Annotated in this window: 5 protein-coding genes and 1 pseudogene; 5 read left to right on the top strand and 1 reads right to left on the bottom strand. The window is 64.2% G+C overall.

Going from position 1 to position 19,121, the window contains the following annotated elements:
* Positions 1-14 precede the first annotated feature (14 nt).
* Positions 15-845: an enoyl-CoA hydratase/isomerase family protein gene (locus G6N41_RS10630; RefSeq protein ID WP_198967318.1), complete on the top strand. Its 831-nt coding sequence runs from the start codon at positions 15-17 to the stop codon at positions 843-845.
* On the opposite strand, the gene clpB is transcribed toward G6N41_RS10630, so the two are convergent.
* A complete protein-coding gene (gene clpB / locus G6N41_RS10625) occupies positions 842-3,388 on the bottom strand; it encodes an ATP-dependent chaperone ClpB (protein WP_198967317.1) in 2,547 nt (848 codons plus the stop codon). The genes G6N41_RS10630 and clpB overlap by 4 nt on opposite strands.
* 356 nt (positions 3,389-3,744) lie before the next feature.
* Here clpB and G6N41_RS29510 point away from each other — a divergent pair, with 356 nt between their 5' ends.
* From G6N41_RS29510 to G6N41_RS10605, 4 genes and pseudogenes are all read left to right on the top strand, one after another.
* A complete protein-coding gene (locus G6N41_RS29510) occupies positions 3,745-4,896 on the top strand; it encodes a PE family protein (RefSeq protein WP_198967316.1) in 1,152 nt (383 codons plus the stop codon).
* Between the two features lie 125 nt (positions 4,897-5,021).
* Positions 5,022-6,203, top strand: a complete 1,182-nt coding sequence (locus G6N41_RS10615; RefSeq protein ID WP_020731639.1) for an FAD-binding oxidoreductase — start codon at positions 5,022-5,024, stop codon at positions 6,201-6,203.
* A 74-nt stretch (positions 6,204-6,277) separates the two neighbouring features.
* Complete coding sequence (locus G6N41_RS10610) at positions 6,278-7,168, top strand: aldose 1-epimerase (RefSeq protein ID WP_198967315.1); 891 nt, start codon at positions 6,278-6,280, stop codon at positions 7,166-7,168.
* A 1,207-nt stretch (positions 7,169-8,375) separates the two neighbouring features.
* Positions 8,376-18,927: pseudogene (locus G6N41_RS10605) on the top strand (PPE domain-containing protein).
* Positions 18,928-19,121 lie beyond the last annotated feature (194 nt).

Here is a 19,121-nt window from a genome sequence, read left to right as displayed (position 1 = left end):
TCGGAGGCCTAGGGATGCACCAGGATTTCCGGCTCTTACGAGTCGTCAGCGCCGACGGGATTTGCCGGGCCACCATCGACCACCCGCCGGTCAACCTCTTAGACGTTGACCTGCTGACCGAAATCGAACTCCTCACCAACCAAGTCGCGGCCGACAACGAGGTGCGGGTGTTGATCGTCGACTCGGCCGATCCGGAATTCTTCATCGCGCACGCCGATGTCTCGCTAACCATTGACTTGCCGGCCGACGACACCGCCCGCCATGACGAGCTGTCGCGATTCAATGCCGCCATGCAAGCGTTGCGCGGCCTGCCCAAGGCCACGATCGCCGTCATCGAGGGCGCGTGCCGCGGCGGCGGCTGCGAGTTCGCGATGGCGTTCGACATGCGCTACGCCGCGCTGGGCACGACGGTGCTGGGCCACCCCGAGGTGTCGGTGGGCATAATCCCCGGGGGCGGCGGCACCCAACGGCTACCGCACCTGGTCGGCCGTGCACGGGCGCTCGAGGTGATCCTCGGATGCCGGGATATCGACGCTGCGACGGCCCAGGCCTGGGGGTATGTCAATCGGGCGCTACCGGGCGAGGAGCTGTGGCGATTCGTCGACAAGCTCGCCGGGCGCATCGCGTCGTATCCCAAAGAGGCCATCGCGGCGGCCAAACGCGCCGTGGACGTCGCGCTGGACCAGCGAACAGATCTGACTACCGGTCTGCGCATGGAGGATCAGCTCTTACGCGAAACGCTCGCGCTGCCCGACACCCGCCGGCGATTGCAGGCGGTCATCGAGGCCGGCGCCCAGACCCGAGAATTCGAGCTGGGCGCCGCCCCGAAACCTCCTGCGACTTAACCGAGGACCAGCGATTCGCCGTCGGCGCTGACATTGACCGGCACCGTGTCGCCGTCGTGCACCTGACCGGCCAGCAGCATCTTGGCCAACTGGTCGCCGATCGCCTGTTGCACCAACCGGCGCAACGGGCGGGCGCCGTACACGGGGTCGAATCCGCGCTGCGCCAGCCATTCCTTGGCCGGCAGCGACACCTCGAGTTGCAGACGACGCTGGGCCAGCCGCTTGTCCAGCTGTTGGAGCTGGATGTCGACGATCTGCACCAGTTCGTCGGGGTTGAGGGCGTCGAAGATCAGCACATCGTCGAGCCGGTTGATGAACTCCGGCTTGAAGGCCGCCCGCACCGCCGCCATCACCTGGTCCGGGGTGCCGCCCGACCCGAGGTTGGACGTCAAGATCAGGATGGTGTTGCGGAAGTCGACCGTACGGCCCTGCCCGTCGGTCAGCCGGCCCTCGTCGAGAACCTGCAGCAGCACGTCGAACACGTCCGGGTGGGCCTTCTCGATCTCGTCGAACAGGATCACCGTGTAGGGACGCCGCCGCACCGCCTCGGTCAGCTGACCGCCCTGGTCGTAACCGATGTAGCCGGGAGGGGCACCGACGAGGCGGGCCACCGAGTGCTTCTCGCCGTACTCGCTCATGTCGATGCGCACCATCGCGCGCTCGTCGTCGAACAAGAACTCCGCCAGCGCCTTGGCCAGCTCGGTCTTGCCGACACCGGTGGGGCCGAGGAACATGAACGAGCCGGTCGGCCGGTTGGGGTCGGCGACCCCGGCCCGAGAACGCCGCACGGCGTCAGAGACGGCCTGCACCGCCTTCTTCTGCCCAATGACGCGGTGGCCCAGCTCGTCTTCCATTCGCAGCAGCTTGGCCGTCTCGCCTTCGAGCATGCGTCCGGCGGGAATGCCGGTCCATGCCGACACCACCTCGGCGATGTCGTCGGGACCGACCTCTTCCTTGAGCATCACCTGCTCGCGGGCTTGCGCGTGCGGCACGGCAGCGTCGAGCTTCTTCTCCATCTCCGGTATGCGCCCGTAGCGCAGCTCGGCTGCCTTGGCCAGGTCACCATCGCGCTCAGCGCGCTCGGATTCCCCACGCAGGGCGTCCAACTGCTCTTTGAGCTCGCGGACGATCTCGATGGAGTTCTTCTCGTTCTGCCATCTGGTCGTGAGTTCTGCCAGCTCTTCTTTCTTGTCGGCCAGCTCGGCGCGCAGCTTTTCCAGCCGATCTTTGGAGGCGTCGTCCTCTTCCTTGGACAGCGCCATTTCTTCGATCTCCAGCCGGCGCACCAGCCGCTCGACCTCGTCGATCTCGACGGGGCGCGAATCGATTTCCATCCGCAGCCGGCTAGCGGCCTCGTCAACGAGGTCGATGGCCTTGTCCGGCAGGAACCGCGCGGTGATGTAGCGGTCGGACAGCGTCGCGGCGGCCACCAGCGCGGAGTCGGTAATCCGGACGCCATGGTGCACCTCGTAGCGGTCCTTGAGTCCGCGCAGAATGCCGATGGTGTCCTCCGCCGAGGGCTCACCGACGTACACCTGCTGGAAGCGGCGTTCCAGTGCGGCGTCCTTCTCGATGTGCTTGCGGTACTCGTCGAGCGTGGTGGCACCGACCAACCGGAGCTCGCCGCGGGCCAGCATGGGCTTGATCATGTTGCCGGCATCCATCGCGCCTTCACCGGTCGCGCCGGCACCGACGATGGTGTGCAGTTCGTCGATGAAGGTGATGATCTGCCCGGCCGAGTTCTTGATGTCGTCGAGGACGGCCTTGAGCCGCTCCTCGAATTCACCCCGGTACTTCGAGCCGGCCACCATCGAGCCGAGGTCCAGCGCGACGATCGTCTTGTCGCGCAGACTCTCTGGGACGTCGCCGGCCACGATGCGCTGGGCCAGACCCTCCACGATCGCGGTCTTGCCGACGCCGGGTTCACCGATGAGCACCGGGTTGTTCTTGGTGCGCCGCGACAGGACCTGCACCACGCGGCGAATCTCGTTGTCTCGCCCGATCACCGGGTCGAGCTTTCCTTCGCGGGCCCGCGCGGTCAGGTCGGTCGAGTATTTCTCCAGCGCCTGGTACGTCGCTTCCGGTTCGGGGCTGGTCACCCGGGCGCTACCGCGTACCTTGACGAAGGCCTCGCGCAGCGCCTGCGGCGAGGCCCCATGCCCGGTCAATAGCTTGGCGACCTCGGAGTCGCCGGTGGCCAGCCCGACCAGCACGTGCTCGGTGGAGACGTACTCGTCGTCCATCTCGGTAGCCAGTTGCTGGGCGGTGGTGATGGCGGCCAGTGACTCGCGGGATAACCGCGACTGCGTGCTGGCCCCAATGGCCTGCGGCAACCGGTCAACTAGGCGCTGCGCCTCGGTGCGGATGGTGGCGGGGTCGACGCCAACGGCCTCGAGCAGCGGCGCGGCGATGCCATCGGCCTGCGTCAACAGGGCCATCAGCAGATGCGCCGGCCGAATTTCGGGATTGCCGGCGGCCGAAGCCGCCTGCAGAGCCGACGTCAGGGCCGCCTGCGTCTTGGTGGTCGGGTTGAAAGAATCCACGACAGCTCCGTTCGGGGTAAGTATCTGAAAAAATGGTTCTCGGGTTGTGTAACGCCGTCAAGGTTGAGTCTGTTCCGCTCAACTCTAGCTTTTTTGTCCGCCGGTAATCCAGGGGCGGGTCCGACCTACCGGCCAGCGCGCGCCAAATAGCTCGGCAACCCTGCCCGCCACCGACCGTCGGCGCGAGAGGCCACGTTGGCGCCAAGTTAGCTAGGCCACACCGCGACCCAAAGTCGTTGGCCAGCAACCCGTTCGGGCAAACCCCACGTTGCACAGCGAAACCCCAGATAGCTTGTTAGGAAGCATAAGTATCTCACTGCACGAAGTCCGGTTTGCTGGACTTAGGGGGGTTCGCGATGTCTTTTTTGGTTGCGCCGGAGGCCTTGGCGGCTACGGCGGCGGACGTGGCTGGAATCGGTTCGGCCCTGCGCTCGGCCACCAGCTGGGCCGCCCTGCCGACCACCGAGTTAACGGCCGCCGGCCTCGATGAAGTGTCATCGGCAGTCACATCGGTGTTCACCGCCTACGGCGAGCAGTACCAACTGCTCAGCGCGCGAGCCGCGGTATTCCACGACGAATTTGTCCGAGCACTCAGCGATGCGGGGGCGGCCTACCTGGGTAGCGAGGCGGCCAACACCGCGCCATTGAGGGCCGCCGGACAGGCGCTATTGCGCGAAGTCAATGCCCGTAGCCAAGAGCTACTGGCGCGTCCGATGATCGGCGACGGCGCTGCCGGCACAGCGGCCAATCCCAACGGCGGGGCGGGCGGTTTGCTGTACGGCAATGGCGGCGCGGGCTACTCGCAGCCGACCCCGGGACTGGCCGGTGGTGCCGGCGGAGCGGCCGGCCTGATCGGCAACGGCGGGGCCGGGGGAACCGGTGGTGCCGGGGCGGCCGGCGGGGTCGGCGGAAACAGCGGATGGCTCTACGGCAACGCCGGTAACGGCGGTCTCGGCGGAGCGGGCGCGGCCGGCGGGGCCGGCGGAAGGGCCTGGCTGATCGGTAACGGCGGCGCCGGCGGCGACAGTGGCGCCGGCGCGGCCGGCGGGGTCGGCGGAAACAGCGGATGGCTCTACGGCAACGCCGGCAACGGCGGTCTCGGCGGAGCGGGCGCGGCCGGCGGTGCCGGCGGCAACGGCGGAACCGGTGGAGCCGGTGGAGCCGGTGGAACCCACAGCGGAAGCGGCGGTGAGGGCGGAAGCGCCGGCACCGGCGGCGGCGGCACGGGCGGCACCGGAGCTGGCGGAGCAAACGCCACCGGCCCGGCCGGCACCGGTGGCGACGGCGGCGACGCTGGCGCCGGCGGCAACGGCGTGGGTGGCGACGGCGGGGACGGCGGGGCCGGCGGCTACGGGCTCACCGGCGGAGGAGAAGGAGGCGCCGGCGGGCATGGCGGCGCGGGGTCGGGTGGGCCCGGCACAGGCGGCCTGCCGGGGACGGCGAGCACCAGCCAGAACGGCGGCCCAGGCGGCCCCGGCGGCCCCGGCGGCCCCGGCGGCGTCGCATGACCATCTCTGGTCGGCGACTAGCTGCGAGTTCCAGCGGCACCGCGGACCACCTTGGGCCGTGCACCGCGCGCCAGTAGCCCAATCGCGATCCCCGGTGCGTCCCGGCAAGCCTAGAATCGTGGTCCGTGGGCCTTGAGGACCGAGACGCGCTGCGGGTGCTGCGGGACGCCTTCGCACCGCAACCCGACTTAGACCACAAAACGCAATCCAGCGAACTCGTCCGCAGCTTCTACACCAACTGGTTCTCCCTGGACAGTTCGGTGCGCGACTTGTTCCCACCCGAAATGAGCGGCCAGCGCGCAGCTTTCACACGTGCACTGCACTGGGTGTACAGCGAGCTCGTCGCACAGCGCGCCGAGGAGCCGATTGCCTTCCTGGCACAGCTCGGCCGGGATCACCGCAAATACGGTGTGCAGCCAACCCAATACGAGACGTTGCGGCGCGCCCTGCAGACCACGTTGCGCAGTCATCTCGGCAGTTCCTGGACCGATTCGGTCGCGCGCGCCGCTGAGCAATCTCTCAATCTGATCGTCGGGGTGATGAGCGGCGCGGCCGATTCCGAGGACGGACCCGCGTGGTGGGACGCAACGGTAATCGAGCACATCCCGGTGTCGCGCGATCTGGCGGTGATCAGGCTGCAACTGGACCGCCCAATGCCCTACCACCCCGGCCAATACGTCAATGTCCAAGTCCCGCAGTGTCCGCGCCGCTGGCGTTACCTCAGCCCCGCCATTCCGGCCGACCTCGAAGGGCGGATCGAATTCCATGTCCGCGTGGTGCCCGGCGGGCTGGTCAGCACCGCGATGGTCAACGAAACTCGGACCGGCGACCGGTGGCGCTTGGCGAGCCCGCACGGCGGCTTGCACGTCGACCGCACCGGCGGTGACGTGCTCATGGTCGCCGGCAGCACCGGTCTGGCCCCGTTGCGGGCGCTGATTTTGGATATGGGCCGCTTTGTCGACAATCCACGAGTGCACCTGTTTTTCGGCGCGCGCTACTTCTGCGAACTCTATGACCTGCGCACGCTTTGGCAGGTTGCGGCGCACAACCCGTGGCTTTCGGTTTCTCCGGTCGCCGAATACAAGCTCGACCCGTCCTGGGCCACCGACTATCCCGATGTATCACCGCCGCGCGGCCTGCACGTGCGCCAGACCGGCCGGCTGGCCGAAGTGGTCACCAACTACGGCAACTGGGGCGATCGGCAAATCCTGATCTGCGGCGGGCCGGCCATGGTTCGCACCACCAAGGCCGCACTGATCGCCAAAGGCGCTCCGCTGGAACGCATCCAGCATGATCCACTGCCCTAGCGGCAAGCCACGACTACCAGGAAAGGCCCCGCACTCAGCCACCGCAGCGGGGCACGCAGGCTAGTCTGGCCGGCGTGCATGCCGTAACTCTGCGCGACCCGTTGTCATCGGTGGAAGCACAGTTCGTGCCCGCGGCTGGAATGATCGGCACCTCGCTGACCGACGCCGGAGTGCAACTGCTCGGCCAACGGCGCGGCCTGGACGGCTACCTTGCCGCGGGCAAGACAATGGGAATACCGATTCTGTACCCCTGGGCAAATCGACTGGGCAAGAACACATATCACGCCGAAGGCAAGGAGGTAACACTGAACCCCGGCGCAAACGGGGTTCGGGTGGACCCCGCCGGCTTGCCGATCCATGGGGTCCTGGCCGCCTATGCCGGCTGGCGGGTCACGGCTCAATCGGGCAACGAGCTCACCGCAGAGCTGGACTTCGGGGCCGACCCGGTGCTGCTGGCCAGCTTTCCGTATCCGCACGTGCTGTCGTTGACGGCGCGGCTGACCGAACGGGTGCTGACACTGCGCACCACGGTGACCCCAACCGGTGACACGGCCGTGCCGTTGTGCTTCGGCTTCCACCCGTATCTGCAGTTGCCGGGTGTGCCCCGCACCGAGTGGGTCATCGAGACACCCCCGCTGCGGCAGCTCTGCCTCGACCAGCGCGGACTGCCCACCGGCGAGTCGGAGCACCGGCCGGCGAAGACAGCGCCCCTGGGCGACAGCACCTTTGACGACGGTTATGACCAGGTGACCGAGGGAGCGGTGTTCGCCGTGTCCGGTGGCGGCCGCCGCCTGGAGGTGCACTTCGAACAGGGGTATCCCGCGGCGCAGATCTTCGCGCCGATCGCCGAAGACGTGATCTGCTTCGAACCGATGGCCGCACCGACCGACGCGCTCCGGCGCGGCGGCTACCGTTGTGCGCCGATTGGCGAGTCGGCGGTCGCGGTGTTCTCAATCCACGTCTAGCCAGAACAAGTCGCCTAGTGTGGTTTCGCCTCGCGGCGGCGGATATCGAGAGCGCGGCCGAAATTGAGCGCTGGGCGCAACAACCGATCACCGCGGCTCGCATACTTCGGCGTCCATCAATATCTGCCAAACCCAGGTTATTTTCACAAAGGCTGCAATACCGGGTTGATGTTTCCGTTTCCTGCCGCACAGCCCATTTAGTATCACTCCGGATATCTATGCGCATCACCGTTGACCGCTCGGATACGGCGCGTTTGCCGATATTGACCAAAGCCAACGGCGCCGAAATGAACAGGGCAGCCGCGCAGAATTCGGACCCCTCGATTCGGGCTGGCTGCACCGCACTCCCCATCCGCTGCGCTCGGCGGGCGGCCCGATCTCAGACATTTCCGAGCCCTGACAATGCGCGTGATGGGACCGATGCAGGCGCCGTCGACAGCGGCCAGATCACCTAGCCCCGCGATACCTGCGACCACACGGCACGAACCGTCACGCGGGGGTGCGCGAACCGCCTAAGGTCGCGTGGCACAGTGCGCCCAACACCTACCGATTAGAGCATTGTTCTAGAACTAGCTTCGAGTACTGGCGCCCTGGAGCCATGGGGCACTGCACCATTCGGCGCCGACACTGATGAATATTTTGGCTGATCCAGTCGCTTGAATGACGCGGCTACCTCAACCCGCACGACCGACCGGGAGCATCCCCATCGCCGACGCAATGGCGGTCCCTTCGCCGGCCTGGGGCGACTTGGCGCACAACGCGCCCTCGTTCGAGCCCGCGCGGTGCCGCTGGTTGCTGGGGCCTGAACCTCACGCGCAACGATGGCGGGCCCGCGCGCGCCAGGCCCGTAGCCAACACCGAAAGCCGTTCACACTTGCGGTGCTCGAATTTGCCTCGTTCGACGACATTTTTGACAGTTTTATTTATACCTGGATGAATTTCGCGGGGCGATAGATGCGCACAACGCGCATGTCAACGTCGCGTGTTTGCCCCAAACCCTGGAGCATGCCGACGGCACTCAGAGTCGAATCCGGCGGGATTAAGAAACCCAGATTTTTTTGAGCAAATCAGTGGCTTTTTCGCCGTGCGCAACTGAATAATCTTGCTGCTGTCGGCACCGGACTCAGGGAGGTCGTGCGGATGCCGTAGCGCGACTGCGCGTACCGGTCAAACGGTTCGAGTTAAGGATCTGAGTTAGGGACGGGTGATGAATTTCGCGGTGCTGCCGCCGGAGATCAACTCGGCGCGCTTGACCATCGGCGCCGGGCTGGGACCGATGCTGGAGGCGGCCAATGCCTGGCAGGGTCTGGCTGGTGAGCTGGGCTCGGCCGCCTCGGCGTTCTCGTCGGTAACCACCGATCTGGTGAGCGGCGGCTGGCAGGGTGCGGCGTCGGCAGCGATGGCTAGTGCGGCGGCGCCGTACCTGAAGTGGCTGACTACCGCGGCAGCTCAGGCCGGGCAAGCCGCGACGCAAGTCCGATTGGCTGCGGCAGCATTCGAGGCGGCGCTGGCCGCGACGGTGCACCCAGCCGCGATCTCCGCCAACCGCTCCCAATTCGTATCCCTGGTGGTCTCTAACCTATTGGGGCAGAATGCCCCCGCGATCGCCGCCGCTGAGGCCGCCTATGAGCAGATGTGGGCCCAAGACGTTGCCGCGATGTTTGGCTACCGTTCCGGAGCGGAATCGATCGCCGCGGCGTTGACACCATTCCCGCTGCAGGCCGCCGGGTCGGTCGTCACCGCCAACCTGGGCTTTGCAAACGTCGGCTTCCGCAACTTCGGTAATGGAAATGTCGGCGACTACAACCTCGGCTCGGGAAACCTCGGCTCGGAAAATGTCGGCAGCTCCAACATCGGCAGCGGCAACATTGGTTTCGGAAACTCGGGGCCCGCACTGACAGCGGCCCTCAACAACATCGGCTTCGGGAATACCAGTAGCAACAATATTGGCTTCGGCAACACCGGCGACAACAACCGCGGCATCGGACTCACCGGCACCGGCCAATTCGGGTTCGGCGGCCTGAACTCGGGCAGCGGCAACATCGGGTTGTTCAACTCGGGCACCGGCAATTTCGGTATTGGGAACTCGGGAACCGGCAACTGGGGAATCGGGAACTCCGGCAACAGCTACAACACCGGCATCGGCAACTCGGGTGACGCCAACACCGGCATCGGCAACGTGGGCAGCTACAACACCGGTGGCTTCAACCCTGGCGATGCCAACACCGGCGGTTTCAACACGGGTAGCTACAACACGGGTTACCTGAATCGCGGCGACTACAACACCGGCGTTGCGAACTTCGGCAATGTCAACACCGGCGCCCTGAACACCGGCGACTACAACAACGGCTTCCTCTGGCGCGGCGACAACCAGGGTCTGATCTTCGGAGAGCCTGGTTTTGGGAACTCGACCACCGTCCCCTCCTCGGGTTTCTTCAACAGTGGCGACGGTAGCGCCTCAGGGTTCTTCAACTCCGGCGCCAACAACTCTGGCTTCTTCAACGATTCCTCGGGGCCCGTCGGCAACTCGGGTTTCGCCAACACCGGCGTGCTGCAGTCAGGTCTGGTGAACTCGGGCAACACCATATCCGGTTTGCTCAACTCGAGCCTGGTGCCCATAACGACGCCGGCCTACATCTCCGGTGTCTTGAACACCGGTAGCAAGCTAGCCGGATTCCTGCTTGGCCCAACACTGTTCAACATCGGCTTCGCCAACGACGGCGTCGGAAACATACTGGCCAATGCCAACGTTGGCAACTACAACATCGGCGGAAACGGCAACGTCGGCGACTACAACATCATCGGCAGCGGCAATGCCGGCAGTTACAACATCTTCGGCAGCGGCAACATCGGCAGCCTCAACTTGGACAGCGGAAACTTCGGCGGAACGAATTTCGGCAGCGGCAACATCGGCAGCCTCAACCTCGGCTCGGCCAATATCGGCAGTTACAACATCGGTTCGGCAAGCCTCGGTAGCTACAACGTCGGATTCGGAAACCTCGGTGACTACAACACCGGCTTCGGCAACGCCGGCAGCTACAACCAAGGTCTGGCCAACACCGGCAGCAACAACACCGGGTTCGCCAACACCGGCAACGGGAACATCGGCATCGGACTGACCGGTGACGGCCAGATCGGAATCGGCGCACTGAACTCCGGCATCGGCAACGCGGGCTTGTTCAACTCGGGAACCGACAACGTCGGCCTGTTCAACTCGGGCAGCGGAAACATCGGGATCGGAAATTCGGGCAGCGGGAACACGGGCCTGCTCAATGCGGGCGTTGCGAACTGGGGCCTGGAGAATCCCGGCACCGCGAACACCGGTATCGGCAACGCCGGCCAGTACAACACGGGCCTGCACAACGTCGGAGCGGCCAACACCGGCTTCTACAACAACGGTGGCTTCAACGTGGGCAACACCAACACCGGCAGCTTCGATGCGGGTAGTGCGAACACGGGCAACTTCAACCCCGGTGACACCAACACGGGCTCCTACAACCCCGGGAACGTCAACACCGGCTTCTTCGACACCGGGAACTACAACAACGGCTTCTTCGTGACCAGCGACAACCAAGGTCAGGTCGCGATCAACCTATCGGTCACCACTCCGCACATTCCCATCGATGTGCAGTCGATCGTGCCGGTGAATCAGGTATACACGCTGGGCGGCAACACGATACAAGTCAGCGAGGCTGGAGCGGTCTTCCCCAGGACCTACTATCTGGGCGGCCTGTTCTTCCTGGGACCGATCAACCTCGGCGCCTCCACCCTGACGATTCCCACCGTGACAATCGCCCTCGGTGGACCGAGCACGAACATACCGATCAGTATCGTCGGCGCCGTCGAAAGCCGCACGATCACCTTCCTGGACATCCCGGCAGCGCCCGGCTTCGGAAACACCACCGCCGGCCCGTCGTCAGGCTTTTTCAACGCCGGCACCGGAGGCAACTCCGGCTTCGCCAACTTTGGCGCCGGCAGTTCGGGCCTGTGGAACAGCGGGGTGGCGGCGGTCGGAAACTCGGGCGTGCAAAACTTCGGCTCGCTGGCATCAGGCTGGGCGAACCTGGGCAACACGCTGTCGGGCTTCTACAACACCAGTACGGCGAACCTCGCTGCACCAGCCAATCTTTCGGGTCTATTCAACGTCGGCACCGACCTGGCGGGTGTGCTTCGCGACGCCAACGGAACAATCTTGAATCTGGGCCTTGCCGACCTGGGCCACCTCAACGTGGGCAGCGGAAACGTCGGCGACTTCAATGTGGGCAGCGCAAACATCGGTAGCGCGAACTTCGGATTCGGCAACGTCGGCTCCGACAACCTCGGCAGCGGGAACATCGGCAGCGGCAACATCGGGTTCGGAAACGCCGGAGCGCGGCTGACGGACGCGTTCAACAACATCGGCTTCGGCAACACCGGCGACAACAACATCGGCTTCGGCAACACCGGCGACAACAACATCGGCTTCGGCAACACCGGCAACGGCAACTTCGGCGTCGGCAACACCGGCAACGGCAACATCGGCATCGGCCTTACCGGTGCTGGCCAGCGGGGCGTGAATTTCGCCGGCGGGCTGAACTCGGGCAGCGGCAACATCGGGTTGTTCAACTCGGGCACGAACAACGTCGGGATCGGAAACTCCGGCACCGGAAACTGGGGCATCGGCAACAGCGGCAGCCTCAACACCGGATTCGGCAACGCCGGCAGCACCAATACGGGCCTGTTCAACACCGGGATGGTCAACACCGGTATCGCCAATGTGGGTGACTACAACACCGGCTGGTTCAACACGGGTGACGTCAACACCGGCGCCGCCAACCGGGGCGACTACAACACGGGCTGGTACAACACGGGCAACTACAGCACCGGCTTTGCCAACGCGGGCAACATCGATACCGGCCTTCTGATCAGTGGTGACATGGGCAACGGCTTCGCCTGGCGCGGCGACCAGCAGGGCCAGGTGAGCGCCAGCTATGTCATCCACGTTCCGGAGATTCCAGCGCATGTCGACGCCAGCGCCCCCATCAACATCCCGCTCACCGCCAACTTCACCAACACGCTGTACAGCGGAATAACGATGGAGGACATCAACTTCGGTTTTACCGTCGCGATTAGGCCGCTACCTGTCTTGACCGGAACGATCGACTCCGTCACCCTTGCCCCGATCACGGCCACCGGTCCGGCGATTTCGTTCAACATCGGCGACCCCAAGGGGACGACGGTGGTGTCGATCCCCGCCACGGCCAGTCTCGGCCCCGTCGACTGGACCATCTTCGACATCCCGGCGGTCACCGGCTTGTTCAACTCCACCAGCAGCCCGTCATCGGGTTTCTTCAACGGCGGCACCGGAACGGTATCGGGGATCGCGAATTTCGGCGGCGACATCTCCGGCTTCCAGAACTTCGGGACCTCGGCAGTATCGGGCTTCAAGAACGTCGGCTCGCTGCAATCGGGTCTGCTGAACATCGGCGACACCGTCTCCGGCCTGTTCAATACCGGCATCGGGACACCCGCCAATGTCTCGGGCGTGTCGAACATCGGCACCACCCTCGCGGGCATCTTCGCCGACCAGGCGTCTGGAATGTCAACCTTCAGTTTGGGACTGGCCGACATCGGCCAGGCCAACGTGGGCTTCGGCAACACCGGCGACTTCAATCTCGGCTTTGCCAACCTTGGTGACGAGAACCTGGGCCTTGGCAACAGCGGATTCAACAGTCTCGGCTTGGCCAACCTCGGCAACTTCAACGTCGGCTCGGCGAACCTGGGCGGCTACAACATCGGCTCGTCCAACCTCGGCGACTACAACGTCGGATTCGGCAACGCGGGCGGCTTCAACCAGGGCCTTGCCAACAGCGGCAACAACAACATCGGCCTGTTCAACACCGGCAACAACAACATCGGTATCGGGCTCACCGGCGACAACCAGCAGGGCTTCAATTTTGGTGGCGGCCTGAACTCCGGCACCGGCAACACCGGACTGTTCAACTCCGGCACCAACAACACCGGAATCTTCAACTCCGGCACCAACAACACCGGAATCTTCAACTCCGGCAACGCAAACTGGGGCATCGGCAACACCGGCATCACCAATACGGGCGTCTTCAACTCGGGTCAGATCAACACCGGATTGTGGAATGCGGGCAACGTCAACACCGGAATCGGCAACCCGGGCAACTACAACACCGGAAGCTTCAACACCGGAAGCTTCAACACGGCCGGTCTCAACCCGGGCGACTACAACACCGGCTACCTCAACAGCGGCAACTACAACACCGGTTTTACCAACTCCGGCGACGTCAACACCGGCGCATTCATCTCGGGCAACTACAGCAACGGCTTGTTGTGGCGGGGCGACTATCAGGGCCTGTGGGGCATCGATTACGCGATCACCATTCCCGACACCGCCATCCCACTGAACCTGGATGTGCCAGTCTACCTCGACATCCCCATCACCGGCACACTCGGGGTCTTCACCGTCGACGGATTCACCATCCCGGCGTCCACCGTCGAATTGGACATCGTCGGCATCGGGTTCAAGGCCGTCCATGTCAGCGCGATCAAGTTCCCCAACCTCGAGCTGGGCCTACCCGCAATTGACATCAACATCGGTACCGGACCGGAACCGTTGATCCACATCGTCGGCACCGGCGGCCTGCTGCCGATCAAGATCCCGATCATCGACATTGCGGCCGCCCCCGGTTTCGGTAACTCCACGACAACTGCGTCCTCGGGCTTCTTCAATACCGGCAGCGGCACCGCCTCCGGGTTCGGTAACACAGGCGGCAACAATTCCGGGTTCTTCAACCTCGCTTCGGGCAGCTCCGGAATATCGGGCTACCAGAACCTCGGCGATCTGGTGTCGGGCATGTCCAACCTAGGCAACAGCGTCTCGGGCTTTTTCAACACGAGCTCGCTGGGCGTATCGATACCGGCCGACATCTCCGGCGCCGCCAACATCGGCACCAACATCGCAGGGTTCTTCAATGACAACCCAATCGGCAACCTGGGCATCGCCAACCTCGGCAACGGAAACATCGGCGACGGAAACATCGGCAGCAACAACGCCGGTTTCGGCAATGTCGGTGCCAACAACTTCGGCAGCGGCAATATCGGGAGCTTCAACTTCCTCTCCGGTAACCACGGGACATACAACTTCGGGCTGGGAAACCTGGGCGACTACAACGTCGGCCTGGCAAACCTGGGCGACTACAACGTCGGCTTCGGGAACGCGGGCAGTCTCAACCAGGGCTTTGCCAACACCGGCGACCACAACATCGGCATCGGCAACACTGGCAACAACAACATCGGCATCGGGCTCACCGGCGACAACCAGGTAGGTATCAACCTCGCCGGCGGGCTGAACTCCGGCACCGGAAATGCCGGCCTGTTCAACTCGGGCACCAACAACACCGGCATCTTCAACTCGGGCACCGGCAACACCGGCATCTTCAACTCCGGCAACGCAAACTGGGGCATCGGCAACTCCGGGACCGCCAATTCCGGCATCGCCAACTCGGGCAGCACGAACTGGGGCCTGTGGAACCCGGGCACCGGCAACACCGGCATCGCAAACGCAGGCGACTACAACACGGTTCTGTACAACGCCGGCCACACCAACACCGGCCTGGCCAACCCCACCGACTACAACACCGGCTTTTTCAACACCGGCGACTACAACACCGGCCTGGCGAACGCAGGCAACTACAACACCGGTTTCTTCAACACCGGTGACTACAACACCGGCCTGGCGAACACGGGCGACGTCAACACCGGCGCATTCATCTCCGGCAACTACAGCAACGGCATGTTCTGGCGCGGAGACTACCAAGGGCTAGTGGGCGCCCACTACGAGATCTTCATTCCCGAATTCCCGGTGCTCAACTTCGATTTGAACATCCCGGTCGACATCCCGATCTACCTCGATCTCGGCAGCCTGGCCCTCAACGGCTTCACGATTCCCACCATCACGATCGACGCCCTGTCGATCACCGATTTCAAGATCGGGCCGATCACCATCCCGACCATCAAGGGCATTCTGCCGGTCATCGATATCAACATCGGCAACCCCGACGGTTCCAGCTCGATCCCCGTCGCGATTCGCAGCGGCTTGGGACCCATCAGCATTGTCTTGCTCGACATCCCCGCGGCGCCCGGGTTCGGAAACTCGACCTCGGCCCCGTCGTCGGGCTTCTTCAACTCCGGCACCGGAACCGCCTCGGGCTTCAGAAACGTCGGCGCAAACAATTCGGGCTTCTGGAACACCGGCTTCGGCGACATCGGCAGTTCCGGCTTGCAGAACTACGGCCAACAACTCTCCGGCTGGGCGAACCTGGGCAACACCGTCTCGGGCTGGTACGACACCAGCACGGCGGATCTTCCGACCGCGGCCAACCTCTCGGGCTTCTTCAACATCGGCACGGAGCTATCGGGGGTGCTGCGCGACTCGGCCGGCACGATCTTCAACGGCGGGCCTGGGCGATTTGGGCCAGCTGAACCTGGGCAGCGGAAACGTCGGCGACTTCAACGTGGGCAGCGCAAACATCGGCAGCTTCAATGTCGGATTCGGAAACGTCGGCGCCGACAACCTCGGCAGCGGGAACATCGGCAGCGGCAATATCGGGTTCGGAAACGCCGGAGCGGGGTTGACGGAGGCGTTCAACAACATCGGCTTCGGCAACGTCGGCGACACCAACATCGGGTTCGGCAACACCGGCAACGGCAACATCGGCTTCGGCAACACCCGCAACGGCAACATCGGCATCGGGCTCAGCGGCGACGGCCAGATCGGGTTCGGCCCGCTCAATGACGGCGTCGGCAACGCGGGCCTGTTCAACCTGGGCGACTTCAACACGGGACTGGCCAACGCCGGCAACGACAACCAGGGCTGGTCGAATACCGGAGACAACAACATCGGGCTGTTCAACACCGGGGACAACAACGTCGGCATCGGGCTCACCGGCGACGGCCGAGTCGGGTTCGGGTCGCTGAGTTCGGGCGCCGGCAACACCGGCTTCTTCAACTCCGGGACCTCGAATGTCGGCATGTTCAACTCCGGCACCGACAACGTCGGCTTCTTCAACTCCGGCACCGGCAACGTCGGCATCGGGAACATGGGTACCGGCGGCATCGGCATCGGTCTGCAGGGTGACAACCTGATGGGCATCGGCGGCCTGAACTCGGGCAGCTTCAACGTCGGCCTCTTCAACTCCGGAACCGGCAACGTCGGCATCGGCAACTCCGGAACCGGCAACGTCGGCATCGGCAACTCCGGCACCGGCAACTGGGGCATCGGAAACTCCGGCAGCCACAACACCGGCATCGGCAACACGGGTAGCTACAACACCGGCCTGTTCAACTCCGGTTCCTTCAACACCGGCATCGCCAACCCCGGCAATTTCAACACCGGCTTGTTCAACATCGGCGTCTTCAACACCGGCATCGCCAACCCCGGCGATTACAACACCGGCTTTTACAACACCGGCGACTACAACACCGGCCTGGCGAACATCGGCAACTTCGACACCGGCGCGTTCATCACCGGCGACATGGCCAACGGCGTTTTCTGGCGGGCTGACAGCATCGGGCAGCTGTCCGCCCACTACGCCATCACGGTCAACAGGATTCCGGCATTCCTGACCATCGATGCCCCGGTCAACATCCCTATCACCGGCACCATCACCGACATCTCGATCCCGGCCGTGACCTTCCCGAAAGTGCCCGCCACGGGCAAGGTCGACCTCGCCATCATCAGTGGCACGGTCATCGCACCGATCGGCCCCATCACCATCCACGGTGGCGACGCGTCGGCCCCGTTGAACACACCCATCGTCATCGACTTCGGCACCCAACCGGCGTTGCAGCTCAATCTCGGTAATCCCGATGGTTCCACCGTCGTTCACGTCGGGGGCTACTTCAACTTCGGCCCCGGCCAGATTCCGCTCATCGACATCAAACCGGCCGCCGGCTTCTTCAACGCGACCACCGGCCCGTCGTCGGGCTTCTTCAACCTGGGCGACGGAAGCGCGTCCGGCTTCGCCAACGTGGGTGCCAACAACTCGGGCATCTGGAACGTCGCCACCGCCGCCCTGGGCAACTCCGGCTTCCAAAACATCGGGTCGCAGCAATCCGGCCTGGCCAACCTCGGCAACGCCATCTCCGGTTTCCTCAACACCGGTGGCGCAACGCCGGCCAACCTCTCCGGATTCCAAAACATCGGCACCGACCTGGCCGGCTGGTACCGCAATGGGCCGGACGCAACGACCTTCAGCTTCGGCATCGCAAACCCCGGATTCTGGAACGTGGGCAGCGCCAACATCGGCAGCTACAACCTCGGAAACGCCAACATCGGCGATTCCAACTTCGGCTTCGGCAACATCGGCAGCGCCAACCTCGGCAGCGCCAATCTCGGCGGCTTCAACCTCGGCAGCGCCAACCTCGGCAGCTACAACTTCGGCTTCGCCAACACCGGCCCGGCGCTGTCGGACGCCATCGGCAACATCGGGTTCGGCAACACCGGAAGCTACAACATCGGGTTCGGCAACACCGGCAACGGCAACCTCGGCTTCGCCAACACCGGCGACGGAAACATCGGGATCGGACTCACCGGCGACACCACGACCCGATTCGGGGGCTGGAACTCGGGCAGCGGCAACATCGGCTTGTTCAACTCCGGCACCAACAACATCGGCTTCGGAAACTCCGGCACCGGCAACTGGGGCATCGGCAACTCCGGCAGCTACAACACCGGCATCGGCAACACCGGCACAACCAACACCGGGTTCTTCAACTCCGGCATGGTCAACACCGGCATCGGCAACGCGGGCAACTACAACACCGGCTGCTACAACACCGGCTGCTACAACACCGGCGACTTCAACACCGGCAGTTTCAATCCGGGCGACTACAACACCGGCGGGTTCAATCCGGGCAACTACAACACCGGCTACTTCAACGAGGGCAATTCCAACACCGGCCTGGCCAACTCCGGCAACGTCAACACCGGCGCGTTCATCTCGGGCAATTACAGCAATGGGTTGCTGTGGCGCGGCGATTACCAGGGCCTGCTCGGCTTCACCTACGAGTCCACCGTTCCAGCGATCCCGTGGAATATCGGGGTGCACTCCGACATCGACATACCGATTACCGGCGCGATCAACACCATCACCCAGGACATGTTCACCATCGCCGAATTCGAGATACCAATCAGTCTGGAGACCACGATCTTCCTGATCTATGTCCCCTTCGTCGGCTGTGTGTTGCACGTGTCGGTCACCGTTCCGATTACCACCGAACACGTCGGGCCGTTCGTCATCGATCCCAGTGTGATCAACCCACAAAGCCCGATAAAGACGGCCATCACGGACACCATCGACTTCTCCGACGCGGGCACCGTCGGCCCCGCCACCTTCGGCTTCAACTGGCAGCAGAGCCCTGGATTCTTCAACTCGTCGGACACGCCGTCGTCGGGCTTCTTCAATTCCGGAGCCGGAGGCGCGTCGGGCTTGCTCAACGACGCCCAAGGGGCCGTTTCGGGGATCGGAAACGCCTTTTTGGAGAGTTCGGGATTCTTCAACGCGGGCGGCCCGGGACTGTCCGGCCTCCAAAACGTCGGCACGCTCGAATCAGGCTGGGCGAACTTCGGCAACTCGCTGTCGGGCATCTACAACACCAGCATTCTGAACCTGATGGCCCAGGCCTTTGTCTCCGGCTTGGGCAACACCGGCCATGAGCTTTCCGGCTTCTTGAACGACGCGATGGCGTAGCGGCACCCGGATGCGCGATCGGGGACGTTGCTCAATCCACCTGCGGCACCGCCTGATCGGCCCCGCCTCCCGCACGTCGGCCCAGCGGGCAATTCGAGGTGCGGCAGCGGACAAAGCCGAACCGAATATCCCGCCGATTCCTGCCGAACCAATCCAAATCCAAAACGGACAAGACAAATCGGGCTAGCCTGGCC

This window comes from Mycobacterium shottsii (assembly GCF_010728525.1).
GTDB classification, from domain to species: domain Bacteria; phylum Actinomycetota; class Actinomycetes; order Mycobacteriales; family Mycobacteriaceae; genus Mycobacterium; species Mycobacterium marinum.
The sequence above is the reverse complement of the archived record's forward strand: the minus strand, read 5'-3'. Positions and strand labels throughout refer to the sequence as shown.